Origin of the sequence: Sphingobium sp. CR2-8, from assembly GCF_035818615.1 — a bacterium.
Lineage (GTDB): Bacteria > Pseudomonadota > Alphaproteobacteria > Sphingomonadales > Sphingomonadaceae > Sphingobium.
Genome location: NZ_JAYKZY010000002.1, coordinates 2,604,512 through 2,619,303 on the forward strand (window position 1 = coordinate 2,604,512; position 14,792 = coordinate 2,619,303).

At 63.9% G+C, this 14,792-nt stretch carries 16 protein-coding genes and 1 pseudogene; 7 read left to right on the forward strand and 10 right to left on the reverse strand.

The genetic code is table 11. From position 1 onward, the window contains the following. Nucleotides 1-6 precede the first annotated feature (6 nt). From U5A82_RS16535 to mscL, 8 genes and pseudogenes are all read right to left on the reverse strand, one after another. Entirely contained in the window at nt 7-705 is a 699-nt protein-coding gene (locus tag U5A82_RS16535; protein ID WP_326291927.1) for an N-acetylmuramoyl-L-alanine amidase, read from the reverse strand. 129 nt (nt 706-834) lie between these two features. Continuing rightward, entirely contained in the window at nt 835-1,713 is an 879-nt protein-coding gene (locus U5A82_RS16540; protein WP_326292970.1) for a CheR family methyltransferase, read from the reverse strand. Continuing rightward, nucleotides 1,713-2,795, reverse strand: a complete 1,083-nt coding sequence (locus U5A82_RS16545) for a chemotaxis protein CheB (RefSeq protein WP_326291928.1) — start codon at nt 2,793-2,795, stop codon at nt 1,713-1,715. The genes U5A82_RS16540 and U5A82_RS16545 overlap by 1 nt, the downstream gene beginning before the upstream one ends. 70 nt (nt 2,796-2,865) lie before the next feature. Continuing rightward, entirely contained in the window at nt 2,866-3,231 is a 366-nt protein-coding gene (locus tag U5A82_RS16550; RefSeq protein ID WP_326291929.1) for a response regulator, read from the reverse strand. Nucleotides 3,232-3,313: 82 nt separating this feature from the next. Continuing rightward, complete coding sequence (locus tag U5A82_RS16555) at nt 3,314-3,751, reverse strand: chemotaxis protein CheW (protein WP_326291930.1); 438 nt, start codon at nt 3,749-3,751, stop codon at nt 3,314-3,316. Nucleotides 3,752-3,760: 9 nt separating this feature from the next. Then, a pseudogene (locus U5A82_RS16560) lies at nt 3,761-6,126 on the reverse strand (chemotaxis protein CheA). A gap of 157 nt (nt 6,127-6,283) precedes the next feature. After that, complete coding sequence (locus U5A82_RS16565) at nt 6,284-6,559, reverse strand: hypothetical protein (RefSeq protein ID WP_326291931.1); 276 nt, start codon at nt 6,557-6,559, stop codon at nt 6,284-6,286. A gap of 146 nt (nt 6,560-6,705) precedes the next feature. Beyond that, nucleotides 6,706-7,143: a large conductance mechanosensitive channel protein MscL gene (gene mscL / locus U5A82_RS16570; protein ID WP_326291932.1), complete on the reverse strand. Its 438-nt coding sequence runs from the start codon at nt 7,141-7,143 to the stop codon at nt 6,706-6,708. 102 nt (nt 7,144-7,245) lie between these two features. Here mscL and U5A82_RS16575 point away from each other — a divergent pair, with 102 nt between their 5' ends. From U5A82_RS16575 to U5A82_RS16590, 4 genes are read left to right on the forward strand one after another with little or no spacing between them, the layout of a single operon-like run. Beyond that, on the forward strand, nt 7,246-7,848 hold the full coding sequence (locus U5A82_RS16575; protein WP_326291933.1) for a LemA family protein: 603 nt from the start codon (nt 7,246-7,248) through the stop codon (nt 7,846-7,848). Between the two features lie 4 nt (nt 7,849-7,852). Next, a complete protein-coding gene (locus U5A82_RS16580; RefSeq protein WP_326291934.1) occupies nt 7,853-8,656 on the forward strand; it encodes a TPM domain-containing protein in 804 nt (267 codons plus the stop codon). Next, a complete protein-coding gene (locus U5A82_RS16585) occupies nt 8,656-9,333 on the forward strand; it encodes a TPM domain-containing protein (protein ID WP_326291935.1) in 678 nt (225 codons plus the stop codon). The genes U5A82_RS16580 and U5A82_RS16585 overlap by 1 nt, the downstream gene beginning before the upstream one ends. Then, entirely contained in the window at nt 9,330-9,872 is a 543-nt protein-coding gene (locus U5A82_RS16590) for an NUDIX hydrolase (protein WP_326291936.1), read from the forward strand. Before U5A82_RS16585 ends, U5A82_RS16590 begins: the two co-directional genes overlap by 4 nt. Here U5A82_RS16590 and U5A82_RS16595 read toward each other — a convergent pair whose 3' ends face one another. Continuing rightward, nucleotides 9,873-10,325 carry a DUF6456 domain-containing protein gene (locus U5A82_RS16595; RefSeq protein WP_326291937.1) on the reverse strand — a complete coding sequence of 151 codons (453 nt, stop codon included), beginning with the start codon at nt 10,323-10,325 and terminating at the stop codon, nt 9,873-9,875. Nucleotides 10,326-10,421: 96 nt separating this feature from the next. On the opposite strand from U5A82_RS16595, the gene U5A82_RS16600 reads away from it, so the two are divergent. Together U5A82_RS16600 and U5A82_RS16605 are read left to right on the forward strand one after the other, a co-directional pair. After that, entirely contained in the window at nt 10,422-10,985 is a 564-nt protein-coding gene (locus U5A82_RS16600; protein WP_326291938.1) for a helix-turn-helix domain-containing protein, read from the forward strand. A 59-nt stretch (nt 10,986-11,044) separates the two neighbouring features. Continuing rightward, nucleotides 11,045-12,217 (forward strand): glycosyltransferase, encoded by a 1,173-nt coding sequence (locus U5A82_RS16605; protein ID WP_326291939.1) that lies wholly within the window; start codon nt 11,045-11,047, stop codon nt 12,215-12,217. On the opposite strand, the gene U5A82_RS16610 is transcribed toward U5A82_RS16605, so the two are convergent. Then, nucleotides 12,193-13,845, reverse strand: a complete 1,653-nt coding sequence (locus U5A82_RS16610; protein ID WP_326291940.1) for a molybdopterin oxidoreductase family protein — start codon at nt 13,843-13,845, stop codon at nt 12,193-12,195. The genes U5A82_RS16605 and U5A82_RS16610 overlap by 25 nt on opposite strands. 117 nt (nt 13,846-13,962) lie before the next feature. Between U5A82_RS16610 and modA the strand changes: the two genes are divergently transcribed. Continuing rightward, the gene (modA, locus tag U5A82_RS16615; protein ID WP_442802218.1) at nt 13,963-14,730 is read left to right on the forward strand and encodes a molybdate ABC transporter substrate-binding protein; all 768 of its coding nucleotides are present in this window, start codon (nt 13,963-13,965) and stop codon (nt 14,728-14,730) included. Nucleotides 14,731-14,792: the final 62 nt, after the last annotated feature.

Consider the following 14,792-nt stretch of genomic DNA (forward strand, 5'->3'; position numbering starts at 1 on the left):
TCCCGCTTATTCATCGCCCCTGGGCTTGGGCAGCAGCAGAGCGAGCAGGATGGCGCGACATTCGCCATCGATCACGCCATCGATCCGCTCCGGCCGAAAGCGGCGCTGGAACGCAACCACCGCAGGTTGCGGTTCGGCGATGTCGTAGCCGAACCGTTCCAACGCCAGCATGAAACCGCTGTCCGTCCAATGCGGGTCCATCAGATTCTTCGTCGGCCGTGGCAGCGCCAGGCGCAGGCGCGCCAACTGGCCCCAGGGGAAAAGCTCGCCCGGATCCTGCTTGCGCGCAGGCGCGATGTCGCTGTGGCCGACGATGTTGCCGCGCGTGATCCTGTGCCGCTGGACGATGGCATGGACGAGTGGGATCAGCGATCCCATCTGCGTTTCGGGGAAAGGCCGATAACCCCATTCATGGCCGGGGTTGACGATCTCTATGCCGATGCTGGCGGAATTGATGTCATCGACGCCGCGCCAGTGCGATCGCCCGGCATGCCAGGCGCGATTGGCTTCATCGACCATGCGGATGACCTGCCCGTCTTCCGTGACGACATAATGGGCGGACACTTTCGATTCCGGATTGGCGAGCCAGTTGATGGCGCTCGCCGCGTCGGGCATGCCGGTATAATGCAGCACCAGCATCGTGATGGGCAGGCTGCGGTCGTCGAAATTGGGCGACGGCGTGTCGATCATCGGCATGTCTGTCATCGGGAAAGGCCAGTCACTTGCAGCGGCTCGATCATCGCACCCTTCCGGATCGCCCCTCTGGCGACCTGGAGATGACAATGGCCGAGACGGGCGCAGCAATCAAGCAGGGTTAATGCGCATGAAGCCGCTTCACCCCGCGCGACGCATCGGCTGCCCCGCGCGATCGGGCAAGACAGCCTTGGGCGCATAGCCGCCGCGAAAATCGGCATGCGGGACGAAGGCGTCGCCCTGCCCGATCACCGTTTCCCCTGCACCCAATAGAAGGACCGAGTTCGCATGACTATGGCGGGCCAACAGGCCAAGCACATCCTTGCGTCGTTCGGGCGTGAAATAGAGCAGGACGTTGCGGCACAGCAGCAGATCATAGGCGCCCGACGGCGCGCGTGACTCGAACAGGTTGTCGCGACGAAAATCGATCATCCGGCGCAGGTCGGGGCTGGCGCGCCAATCCTCGCCATGGGGTTCGAACCATTTGATGAGATCGCCCACCGGCAAACCGCGCTGCACGTCCATCTGGGAAAAGATGCCGGCGCGCGCCTGCTCGATCGCCGATGTAGAAATGTCCGTGGCCACTATTTCGATGCGCCAGCCCTGCCACCGGGCCGCGTCGTTCCGCAGGCGGATGGCGATCGAATAGGCTTCCTGCCCCGTCGAACAGCCCGCACTCCATATGCGCAGTATGCGATCCTGCCGATCTTCCTGGATCCGCGGCAATATCTGGCGATGGATCAGGTCGAAAATCTGAAGATCGCGGAAAAAACTGCTTTCATTGTTGAGCAGCGCGTTGACGACCTCCTCATCCAGTCGCGGGTCGCGCTTGCGCAGCAGACGGGCGGCCAGTTCATCCATGTCTCGCAGGCCATGCGCGCGAAGAATAGGGCGCAGCGCGGTTTCCATCCGCCAGGCGCGCGCTTCCGACAGAACCTGCCCCGTCCGTGCTTCCAAAAGCCCTGCCAGAACGCGAGCAGCCCCTTCGAAATTGTTCGTTCCGGCGGCGTGAAGCGACATCAAGCGGCGACCTTGCCACGGCGCGCAACGAAATTCATGATCGCGAGCGGTTCCATGACGGCGCAGGTCAGTCCAGCCCCGACCACCGATCCCGGCATCCCCCAAACGACGCTGCTTGCTTCATCCTGCGCGACCACCCATCCGCCCGCCGCCACGATGTCACGCGCGCCGATCGTGCCGTCGCGCCCCATGCCGGTCAGGACGATGCCCGCAGCGCCAGGGCCGTACACATCCGCCATGCTGGCGAACATAGGATCGACCCCCGGCAGGTTGCCGGCAGGCGTGCGTTCGGGATTGAGCAGGATCATGACCCGGCCGTGCAAGCCGCGACGCAATTGGATATTGGCGTCGCCGGGCGCGACATAGACGGTGTCTGCGACGAGCGTGTCACCGGTCTCCGCAACCTTCACGCGCAAACTGGTCATGCGCGACAATTGCTGCGCGAAATAGACGGTGAAGCTCGCGGGTAGATGCTGGGTCAGCAGCACCGGCACGCCCAAAGGCGCGGCCAGGCCCTCGAACAACTGGCCCAGTGCGTGGATGCCGCCGGTCGACGCACCGATGCCGATGCAGGCAAGGGGAGAGTCCGCCAAATGGGGCGTTGCCGCAGACGCCAGGTGCGACGGAGGTGACGCCGAAGGCTGATCGAAGAACAGCCGGTTCAGTCGATCGATCAAAGCCTGCGGAAATTGTTCGCCGAAGCTCCCGCTGCCCGGCTTGGACACGATATCGCTGGCGCCCAGGGCCAGCGCTTCCACCGCCGCCGAGCTGCCTTCCTCGCACTTGCCGGACAGGATAGCGACCTTGACGGCGGGATTGGCGCGCAGGATTTGCGGTAGAGCCGCCAAACCGCTCTGTCCCGGCAGTTCGATATCGAGCAGGATCAGATCCACCACATTGTCGGCCAGATAGCTTAGCGCATGTTCCGCGCTGCTGGTCTTATGGATGACATTATAGGCGGGATCGGCATTAAGGATGCGTTCGATCACCGTCCGCACGACCACCGAATCATCGACGACCAGCGTACGAATGACTCGCCCTCCGTCGCTGTGGTTGGTCATCATCGGCACAATCGCGGTCATCACGGGGCTTTCTGCGCGTAAGGATCAAACGAAAATCAAGGCTTCTCCCGCTTGGCGGACAGGCTGACTGCTAGATCACCCCGACGATCGCCAATTTGCTCTCCAGCGTCTCGCGATCGAAGGGCTTCATGACATATTCGTCGGCGCCCGCTTCGACTGCGGCCTTGATGTGACTGATGCCATTTTCGGTGGTGCAGAAAATGATCTTGGGCCGCGCGCCGATCTTCGCGCTGGGCAGTGCCTGAAGAAACTCCATCCCGCTCATGACCGGCATGTTCCAGTCGAGCAGAACGACGTCCGGCGGAAACGCTTCGCACTGGGTCAGCGCGTCCTGCCCATCGACCGCCTCGCTGACCGTCAGGTCCAGCGATTCCAATATATGGCGGGCTACCTTGCGGATCACCTTTGAATCGTCAACGACCAGACAGTTTTTCATGAAGCGTCCCTTGGTTTTTTGCGTTTTGTTGAAGCGGACTTAATCGGAAAACCCGAGGATTTGGTAAACGACGCGCTGTTCTTTAAGCAGCCTGGGCGAGCGCCCCGCCCTCAATAAAGGCTGCGAGCGATACCAGAAGCCAGGGTTGCCCCTCATGCTCCACCAACGCGCGGGCATAGGGCGCCCAGGCGGCTTCCAACTGGCCTCGCAATGGCAGTTCGCCTTCCGGTACGCGGCATATGTCCGACACGCTGTCCACCATCAGGCCATAGCTATGGCCGCTGATGTTCGCGATAATGGCCAGCTTGCGCCGCTCCACCGGGGTCGCGTGACCGCAAATCAGAGCGGCGACGTCGATGATCGTGAGCACACGGCTGCGCAGTGCGGACAGACCGGCGATATGCGCGCCCATGCCGGGCACCGGCGATATGTCGGCCAGACGCACCACCGCTTCGACCTCTTCGGTTTCCACCGCGATGCGCGAGTCCGCCAGGGTCGCGAGAAGATAGAGCTTATCCATGACTTCTTCCTATGCCTGCCGACCGGCGATCGCAGCCATCAACGCATCCTGATCGTAGCGATAGATGCTGCCATCCTGCGGTCCCGTCGGGCGCGGCGACGCGCGCAGATGGACCACCCGGCACCCCATGATCTCCGCCGCCTGCGCCGCATCCGCCTCCGTGCACAGGACCACGTCTTCGGGGTCGACCGTGCAATCGTCGGGCAACCCCAGCAGCACGTCATGTCCCGCTTGCCGCAGGAGCGGCGCCAATATTTCGCGCGTCCAACCGTCGCCGCTGTCGGCCAGCAGGCAACGGCCCCGCACCCTCTCGACCACCCCATCTTCGGGCAAAGCCGCAAAGAGCGCGAAGGGATTGATCACCTCCAGATGTTCGCCATCGACCACCGCAACACCGCTCAACATGCCATGCATGGCCACCATGTCGGGAACGGCGGGCATCTGGACGATATCCAGCACCGCCGCGACCGGATAGCAGGCCTCCCGCCGATCGTCGCGCAGACGGAGCGCCGACACCTTGTCCCGATCAAATTGGGACAGGCCATTGGCGACGGGCACCAGCCGATCGTCAAGCCGCACGAACGCCCTGCCGCCGGACCGGCCGAACAAACCTGTGTCGATATCCTCCACCCGTTCGATCAGGGACAGTTTCAGCAGGCGGCGTTCGCCGGTCAATTCTTCGAAACGCAGCGCCGCGACCATCTCCACGCCCGCCTGCGCATTACTCTGATCTTCCTGTTGCTGCGCCGCCCGATCGTCGATGATATTAGGCAGGCGCGCGGCATTCGCCAGGCCTGCGGCATCCAGCAACAGCATGGGCTTGCCATTGTCCGGCAGAGTCATGCCGGCATAGACACCGGTCGCCATCACCAGCGGCGAAGCGGGACGAATGACCAGCTCCTCATGATTGTCGACCGCCGAAACACCCATGGCGAACGGCACCCCCGTCGCCGATCGCACCACCATGATGGCACGCGGCCCCGATTGCGCCGGTTTGACCATGCCAAGGACATCTTCCAGATCGACCATGGAATGACGGATCGTCCGAATCGTCGCGATCTTGGCCCCGCCGACTTCGCTGATCTGCAAGGTATCGTTGGTGTCGTGCAGGATTTCGACCACTGCCGCGCGCGGAATGGCGAAATGCTGCCCCCTGCGCGCACGATAAGGCCCGGAATGATGGTGAGGGTGAGCGGGACGCGCAGCGTGATACAAAGGCCTTGGCCCAGCTGATTTTCGAGCGCGATGACGCCACCGATCCGCTCCACATTGGCGCGCACCACGTCCATGCCCACGCCCCGGCCGGAGATGGCGGTCACCCGGTTCGCCGTCGTCAGGCCCGCCTGGAAAATAAGGTCCAGCTTCTCCGCTTCGGACATCCGCGCAGCCGCATGAGCGGTCAATCGCCCGTTCGCGATCGCCTTGTCCACCAACCGGGCCGTATCGATGCCCGCCCCGTCGTCCGATATCGCGATGACGATCTGGTTACCTGACTGGCGCGCCTCCAGACGGAGCTTGCCTGCCTCCGGCTTACCGGCCGCACGCCGGATTTCGGGCGTCTCTATGCCATGGTCGATGCTGTTACGGACGATATGGGTGAGCGGATCGACGACCATCTCCACCATTTCGCGGTCCATTTCGACATCGCCGCCCTCCAGCGTCAAGTCGATACGCTTGCCCAGTTCCCGCCCCAGGTCACGCACCATGCGCGGGATAGCGGCAAACAGTCGATCCACTCGCTGCATCCGTGTCTTGGATATCACGTCGCGCATGTCGGCGACGCAGGTCGACAACCGTTCGAAGACATTGTCCAGCTCGGGGTCGGCGGATCGCTCGCGCAGCTTGCGGGACAATTCGTTGCGCGCCAGAACCATGTCCGACACGCCGTTCATCAACTGGTCGATCAGGCTGAGCGGCAAACGGATAGTTCGCGGACCGGATTGCGCGCCGCTGGGGCGAGCGACCGCCACCGATCCGGCGTCGACCACGACCTGTTCCGTCCCAGGCGGAGCAGCGCTCAGCGCGGCGATCAGGAAATCGTCATTCTCGTTGGGCAGCGCAGCGCCGATCGCGACGGCTTCGGTCAGTTCCCCGATACGGTCCATGATGCCCAGCACCGCACTAACCGTCGCCGGGTCGGCGCTGCGGTTGCCCGCACGAATTTCGGACAGCACATCCTCCGCCGCATGGCTCAACCGCTCGAACCGCGGCAGGTTCAGGAAACCGCAGCTGCCCTTCACCGTGTGGAAGAAACGGAATATGGCGTCCAGCCGATGGCTATCCGACGGGTCGGCTTCCCAGGCGACGACTTCGCCGGCCAGAGCCTCCAGCGTCTCCTGGGTCTCGGATATGAATTCCTGTAATAGTTCGTCCATCGCCTCAAGGCCCCAACGCTGCGCGCCACGGCACCATGATGGGGCGTGGTTAAAGGGGCGTTAAAGGCAAAAATAAAGGACGGCACGAAACGTGAAAAAGGGCGCCGCGAACAAACGCGACGCCCCTTAAGGCCTGAAGCGGCAGAGCTAGGCTCTATTACTTCTTTTCGGTCTTCTCGACGGCGTCGGCAGCCTTTTCGCCTGCTTCGCGCGTGGCGGCGGCCTTGTTTTCCAGAACGTCGGCAGCATTTTCAGCCGCGTTTTCAGCATTGCCACTCAGATTATCAGCCATGGCTTCCATATTGTCGGCCTGGTTGTCGAGGGCGTCCGCCTGGTTCTCGTATGCGTTCTCGACCTTGTTTTCCTTGGCGGAATCGCAGGCGGCGAGCGCGACAAGGCTGGCAAGACCAAGGACTGTGACGAAAGTTTTCACGGCGTTTTCTCCTGTTTGGGCCCTCGGGGGCTGACGTCATACGGCGAGGGTTCCTCGTGGCGATCTGCCATCTGGAACCCTGACGCCGATCAACCGGTCGCGCCCATGATGGTTCCCGTCGCACACTCGTTTCGTCGCAAAAACGATTATTTTTTGAGCGAATCGCGAATTTCGCGCAGCAGCATGATGTCCTCGGGTGTGGGCGCTGGAGAAGCAGGGGCAGGTTCGGGCTTGACGGTCAATTTGTTCATGACCTTGACCAGAAGGAAAATGATGAAGGCCAGGATGATGAAATTGACCAGCACGGTCAGGAACTGGCCCCAGCCGAACATGGCGACCCCCGCCGCCTTCAGATCGGCATAGCTTTCCGGATTGCCCTTGAACCCGGCGGGCAGTTCGCCCAGCCGCAGGAAATAGCCCGAAAAATCCGCACCACCGAAGAGGAAGCCTACGACGGGCATGATCAGATCGTCGGTCAGCGATTTGGTAATGGTCGCAAAAGCGCCGCCGATGATAACGCCGACGGCCAGGTCCATCACATTGCCGCGGTTGATGAATGTCTTGAATTCGGAAATCAGTCCCATCGGGGAACTCCCTGCCTGTCTGCGATAATATCAGGATGGCCCGTTGCGCCGCCCAGGACAACGCCCTATTTCCACAGGCGAAACAAAAGCCGAGGATGTTCCATGACGCGCCTGCGCCGCCTATCCACTCTCCTGCTGCCGGTCTTCGGCGCGCTTGCCCTCTCCGCTTGCGGCATCAACAGCGTGCCCGCTGCGGAGGAAGAGGCGAAGGCCAAATGGGCGGATGTCCAGGCGCAATATCAGCGCCGCTCCAATCTGGTGGGCAATCTCGTCGCCACCGTCAAGGCAGCGGGCAAGCAGGAGCAGGCTACGCTGGTCGGCGTGACCGAAGCCCGTGCGAAGGCGACATCGGTGCAGGTGAATGCGGAGGATCTCTCCGACCCTGCCAAGGTTGCCCAGTTCCAGGCGGCGCAGGCGCAATTGAGCCAGGGCCTTGGTCGTCTGCTCGCGTCGGTGGAGGCCTATCCTGATCTCAAGACCAACCAGAACTATCTGAACTTGCAATCGCAGCTGGAAGGCACGGAAAACCGCATCGCCGTCGCCATTCGCGACTATAATGGCGCGGTCCAGGCGTATAACACGCGCATCCGCACCTTCCCCGACGCGATCGGCGCAAAGATCATCCATGGCGCCAAGCCCATGACCCCGTTCCAGGCGACCACGCCGGGCGCGGAGGAGGCGCCGAAGGTCGACTTCGGCAACTGATCCGGTGCTTGCCCGCCTGTTTCTGATTATCGCGCTGCTGGTCTGGACACCGTCAGCGTGGGCGCAAAACTTTCCCAAGTTCGATGACAAGGGTGTGGTCGATGCGGCGAACCTGCTCGACCCCGCGCAGGAACAGGCGCTCAGCCAGAAACTGATCGCGCAGAAAAAGGCGAGCGGGCGCTCCGTGGTGGTGGCGACCATCCCCGATCTTCAGGGCTATGACATCTCCGACTTCGGCTACCGGCTCGGCAGAGCCTGGGGCATTGGCGACAAGGACAGCAACGGCGCGGTGCTGATCGTCGCGCCTGCGGAACGCAAGATCCGGATCGAGGTCGGCTATGGGCTGGAGGGCGTGTTGACCGACGCCCTGTCCGCACAGATCATCCGCAACAGCATCGCCCCGCGCTTCAAGGCGGGCGACATCGCAGGCGGGATAGACGCCGGGGTCGACCAGATCACCGGTTTGCTCGCCCTCCCACCCGATCAGGCCAAGGCACGCGCCGCAGCGGCGGAGGCGGCGCAGCGCAAGCAGAATGACGGCGGCGGCGCGATGATCGGTTTCTGGCTCATCCTGTTCATCGTCTTCTTCGTCGCCCTGCCGCTGCTATCGCGCGCGCGCGGGGGCAAGCGCTATGGGCGGGGCGGCGGCAGCGCGCCGATCATACTGTGGGGGCCGGGAACCGGCGGTTCTGGCTGGGGATCGGGCGGGTCCAGTTGGGGCGGTTCAGGCTGGGGCGGCGGCGACAGCGGTGGTGGCTTTTCGGGTGGCGGCAGCTTCGGCGGCGGCGGCGCCTCGGGAGATTGGTGATGCAGCTTCATCTGTCGCAGGCCGACCATGACCTCGTATCGGCCGCCGTGGCGGAGGCCGAAGCGCATACGTCGGGCGAGATCGTCACCATCGTCAGTCGGCGATCCGACAGCTATCATGACGTGGGCTTAAGCTGGGCCGCCGCCGCGGTGTTCATAGCTTTGGCCTTGATGGCGGCCTTCCCAGCGCATCTGCGCGCGTTCCTGTCCATGTTCCTGCTCGATTGGGAGCATGAACTGGCGGACTGGAAATTGTTGATGGGCTTGCTCGGCCTGCTCATCCTCAAATTTCTGCTTGTGCGCTATCTGCTGGCGATCATGCCGCTGCGCATGCTGATGACCCCCCGCGCGACCAAGGCGCGGCGGGTGCGCAGGCGCGCGATCCTGCTGTTTCGCACGGCCGCCGAAGCGCGCACGCGTGGGCGTACCGGTGTCCTCCTCTATCTCTCGCTCGACGAGCATCGCGCCGAAATCGTGGCCGACCGCGCGATCAACGACAAAGTCGCACCCGAAGCCTGGGGCGAGGCGATGGCGACCCTGATCGACGCCATCCGCGCCGGTCGGGCGGGCGAAGGGCTGGCTGCCGCCGTGCGGCAGGTGGGCGCAGTGCTGGCCGCGCATTTTCCGCGCGCCGACGACGACATCAACGAACTCCCCGACAGGCTGATCGAATTATGACCGACCCGGACCGCACTGCCCCCGAAGAGGTGATGTGGGCGGGCCGCTTCATCACGGCCAAGAAACGGGGCAAATGGGAATATGTCGGTCGTGCGCGGGGCATCCATGCTGCCGTCATCCTTGCGATCGACGACGCGCCGGATGGCCGCCACATCCTGCTGGTCGATCAATATCGCGTGCCGCTGGGCCGCCGATGCATCGAATTGCCTGCCGGTCTGGTCGGCGATCAGGAAGAAGGGGAAGACCCCAGCCTCGCCGCCGCGCGCGAATTGGAAGAGGAAACCGGCTTCCGGCCCGACCGGCTGGAAAATCTCGGTGAATTCTACAGTTCGCCGGGCATGGTGTCGGAAAGCTTCACTCTGTTTCGCGCCCATGGACTGATGCAGACCGGCCATGGCGGCGGCGTGGAGGATGAGGATATTCACGTCCACCGCGTACCGCTCGCCACGCTCGGCGATCAGATCGCCGCCTGGCGCGCGCAGGGCTATGCGATGGACGTCAAGCTGCTCCTGTTGCTGGGCGCCGCCATGGTGGTGTAATCACGCCACCCGATACCAGGCGGCCACCCGTTCCAGCGCCAGGGTCAGCACCAGCTTGCCAGCCCGGCTGGGCCAGCCCAACGCTTTCTCCGCCGCGACAAGCCCTTCCCCGGCGCAGGCTACCCGCCACAATATGTCCGCCAGCCCCGGCCCGGCTGCGCGAATCGCTCCGTCGAAACGATCCCGCGCCGACAATTGCGCCAGCGTCGGATCACCCGGCTGCCCCGGCATGCCGCCGCTGCGCGGGGCTGCATCCCACCGCATGGTGACGCGCGCACCGAGGCCGGCCTTCTCCCAATCCTGTCGCAGTAAGTCTCCAGCCCGATAGTGCCGCTCACTCAGGTGCCCCCGCGCGTGCAACCAGGCAATGGGCGATTCGCCGATATTCACCAGTATGGATTGCGCAATGCCGTCCGGATCTTCGATCCATTGTTCGACATGGGTGGCAGCCATGGGCATCTCCTCGCTAACGAATATGCGCAGGGCCTTGCCATGCGGGATAATTTGTAGGAAAGAGAAAACCAAATAGGTTCTAATTCGGAACACATAATGATCACGCGCATTCGGGAAGTTCGCAAGGCGAAGGGGCTGACGCTGGAACAGGTCGGGACGCTATGCGATCCGCCCACCACGGCCCAGACGATCGGGCGATTGGAAACCGGCACGCGTACCGTGTCGGTCAAATGGCTTAATCGCATCGCGATGGCGCTGGACGTCACCACGTCCGAACTGGTCGCGCTGCCGGGACAGGCGGCCGTACCGGTGGCGGCCCTGCTGGGTCCGGATGGTGCGCGGGCGCCCACCCGACCACTATCCTTCCCTCCCCCGGTCGCATCGGACGGCATGGTCGGCGTGCATGTCAACGCCAGTATCGGCGACTATCGCAGCGGCGACGCCATCTGGTGTCGGCGAATCGCGCCGGACGAATTTTCCGCCGCGCTCAACCGCGACATACTATGCCCCCGCCCGGCCGGCCGTTTTCTGTTCGGCCGGCTGATCGGCCGTGAAGGCGACCGCTTGCAACTGCTGCCTTTGGGATCGGGCGGGCGGCAATTGGTGCTGACCGATCCGCCATGGGCCGCTGTGGCGGTGCAACTCGTCCGACGGCTCTAGCCAAGGCGGCACGGGACTGCTTAACCGTCCGCTAAACATTATTCTGCGAAAGAGAGGCCATGGCGCTCAACGTCCTCACGCTATCGACCCTCTTTCCCGACATCAGCCGACCCAATTTCGGCGTGTTCGTGGAACGGCAAGCGCGCGAACTGGCGAGCCGCCCCGAAGCCGACGTCACCGTCGTCGCGCCGGTCGGCCTTCCGCCATGGCCTTTGTCGCTGGCAGCGCGTTACGCGCCGTTGCGTGCCTTGCCGCGCAAGGAACGATGGCGCGAACTGACCGTCTATCGCCCCACCTTCCGGATCATCCCCAAATTCGGTGGCCGGACCAATGTCGGCGCGATGACCCGCGCGATCCTGCCGCTGGTCCGAAGACTCCATGCAGAAAAGCCGTTCGACGTCATCGACGCCAGTTTCTTTTTTCCCGATGGCCCGGTCGCGCAACGGCTGTCGAAGGCGCTCGGCATTCCCTATTCGGTCAAGGCGCGCGGCGCCGACATCCACTATTGGGGTACGCAACGCAGCACCCGCAAGATGGTGCTGAACGCGGCGCATGGCGCGGGCGGCCTCCTTGCCGTGTCGGAAGCCATGCGGCGGTCGATGGCCCGGATGGGAATCGATGCCGACAAGATCCGGGTCCATTATACCGGCGTGGATCTCGACACGTTCGAGACAGGCGATCGCGATGCGGCCAAGGCGGCGCTGGATTTCAGTGGTCCCGTTCTCCTGTGCGTAGGCGCACTCATCCCGCGCAAGGGCCAGGATCTGCTGGTCCGCGCGCTGCCCCTGCTGCCCGACGTCACACTGCTGCTGGCGGGCCAGGGCGCTTTCCGGCGGACGCTGGAAAATCTGGCGCAGGAATTGGGCGTGGAACGGCGCGTGGGTTTCCTCGGCTCCGTGCCCCATCATAAACTACCACGAATTTATACCGCCGCCGACGTCATGGCGCTGCCGTCCGAATCGGAAGGACTGGCCAATGCCTGGGTCGAATCGCTGGCCTGCGGCACGCCCATCGTCATCACCGATGTCGGTGGCGCGCGCGAACTTCTCGATCAGCCCGGCGCGGGCCGGATCGTCGCGCGCGATCCCGAAGCCATCGCACAGGCCGTCAGCGCCCTGTTGGACGCGCCGCCCGCCAAATCGGATGTCCGCGCGGCAGCTTTACGGTTCACCTGGACGGCCAATGGCGACACGTTGCTCACCCATCTTCACGATGTCGCCGCGTCGGGTTGACGCCCGATGGGTAACAATCGCGGCTTCCCGTCCGGCGTCGGGAAGCGCCCTTCGTCGAACGGCACCTCACCCCAGCGCCACGGCGTAAGTTCGTCATAGGCCGGGTTGGATATGGGCGCATGGCGCTTGAGGTTCAGCAGGCGGGAGCCGTCATTGCCATAAGCCGTCAGACGCACATGCTCGCGATAGATGTCGGCAGAGCGTTCATAGTGGAAGGCGTCCCCCCAACCCATCGCCTGGGCAACCTTCGTCAGCGCCCACCAGTCCGGCTTGACGTCACCGGGCAGATCGAAAAGACGCCGCTGGCGACTGATCAGGCGATCCATGCCCGTCAATGTGCCGTCCTTCTCAATCCAGGCGGGTGACGGCAGGACGATGGTCCAGCCTTCCTGTGTCTCTGAAGCAGCGTCCGTCGATCGGATCGACAACGGGACCGCCTTTCGCGCCCTATCCAGCCACGGCGCAGCCGCTTCATCCGCGCCGATACTCCACAGCGCTTTGACCCGCCCATCATATATGGCTTCCAGCAGCGCGTCGTCCTCCAGGCCGGGCGCCTGCGCCAGATGACGCGCGCCCCAGAAGCGGCCGACTTGCGCCAGCGCGTCCGGCGTGAAATCGCGATGGGCGGCCAAAGCGCTTGGCATACAGCCAACCTCGCGCGCGCCCATGCCGTTGGATTGCGCCGTCAATGCAAAGGGCGTCGCGCCCAAACGCCCGATCCTGCCGGTCGCCAGATGATAATTGTGCGCAGCCGCCAACAGGTCGGCATCGGCGTCGATCAGCGTGACAACCCTGTCATGCGCCGACACCAGTTCGTAGAAGGCCCGTATCTGCGCAGGCGCAAGGCGGCAAAGCTTCGCGAGCGACCATATATCCCGGCCGGACCGCAGCCTGTCCCAAAAGTCCGCCGGTGCGGTCACGCGTCTTGCCAGATCGTCCGGATCGAGCGCGCCGCTATCATGGGCATGAAGCAAAAGCCCGGCGAGCAATTGCGCCGTGCTGCCCGGCATGACGTCCAGCCGCATATCAACCTCGACATCGTCCAACGTGCCGATATCGGCGATTCGAACGAGCGTCGCGCCATGCTCTTCCCGCGCCGCCTCTATTCTCTCCAGCAGCACCGGATGCGCCTGGGCGATATCGGCGCCTGCGATGAGGATCAGATCGGCATGATCGATATCCTCAAAGGTGCCCGGCATGACGTCTTGACCGAACGCCGCCTTTTGCATCGCATCGGTCGCGCCCCGCCAGGGCGCATGGATATGCGCGGAGCCGAAAAAACCCTTCATCAGCTTGTTGGCGACATAATAATCCTCGGTCAGCAAACCGCCGCCGACATGCATCGCAACGCTGCCCGGACCGTGGCGCGCTATCAAAGTCGAGAGCCGCTTGGCAATCTGACCAATGGCCTTGTCCCAGCCTTGCTGCCGCCCATCGACCCAGGGTTGCAGCAATCGCCGATCGATCGACGCCATAGACTTTAGCGCATCGGCCCTCGAACATAGCCGCCCGCCATTGGCAGGATGCAGCCGGTCGCCCTCGATCTGGAGCCGACGGTCCGACTCCACAAAGGCGCGCACCCCACACCCCACGCCGCATTGGCCGCACTGGCTTCGCACGATAGCCATATCAGCGCGGGATTTGATTCCGATCGGTCATGGCGCTGGTCCCTATCCTATCGCCGCGCGCGGCAAAAGCGTCATGGCCTTGCGCGATGCCGTCAGGCCCGGCACACAAAAGCCATGATGATCCTGTTGCGTTTCCTCACCCTGCTGCCGCTGCTCTTCTGCGCGGCGGCTCAGGCGGCCCCCAATGACAAAGGCCCCATCCTCCTGGCCGCAGCCAGCATGCAGGAAGCCATGAGCGCGGCCGCCGATTCATGGGCGGCCAAGGGCCATCCACGCCCGATCATTTCCTTTGCCGGCTCCTCCGCCCTGGCGCGGCAGATCAGGGCCGGGGCACCCGCCGATCTTTTCCTGTCCGCCGACGAGGAATGGATGACCGACGTCGAACATGGCGGATTCCTTGCACGGGGCACCCGTGTCGATCTGGCGGGCAACAGCCTGGTGCTGGTCAGCCCAGCGGCCAAGCCGGTCCGGCTACGTATCGCGCGCGGCATGCCGATCGCGCGGGCGTTAGGCGGGGGACGCCTCGCCATGGCCAATCCCGACGCCGTGCCAGCGGGAAAATATGGCAAGGCGGCGCTCACCGCGCTGGGCGTCTGGCCCCAGGTCGCCAACCGCGTCGCCCGGGCCGATAATGTCCGCGCCGCGCTGGCCCTCGTCCAGCGTGGCGAAGCGCCGCTCGGCATCGTCTATGCGACGGACGCCCGTGCAACACGCGGCGTAGCGGTGGTCGGTACATTTCCGTCGAACAGCCATACGCCGATCCGCTATCCACTGGCGAGACTGCGCACCAGCCGCCATCCCGACGCGGAACCCTTTCGCCGGTTCCTGCTATCAGCCTCGGGCAAGGCGATCCTGGCGCGCTACGGCTTCACGCCTGCCTCATGATCGGCGGCCATGCAAATTGTTCCGGCGATAGTCGAATGACGATGCCTCCCATGGCTTCCCTG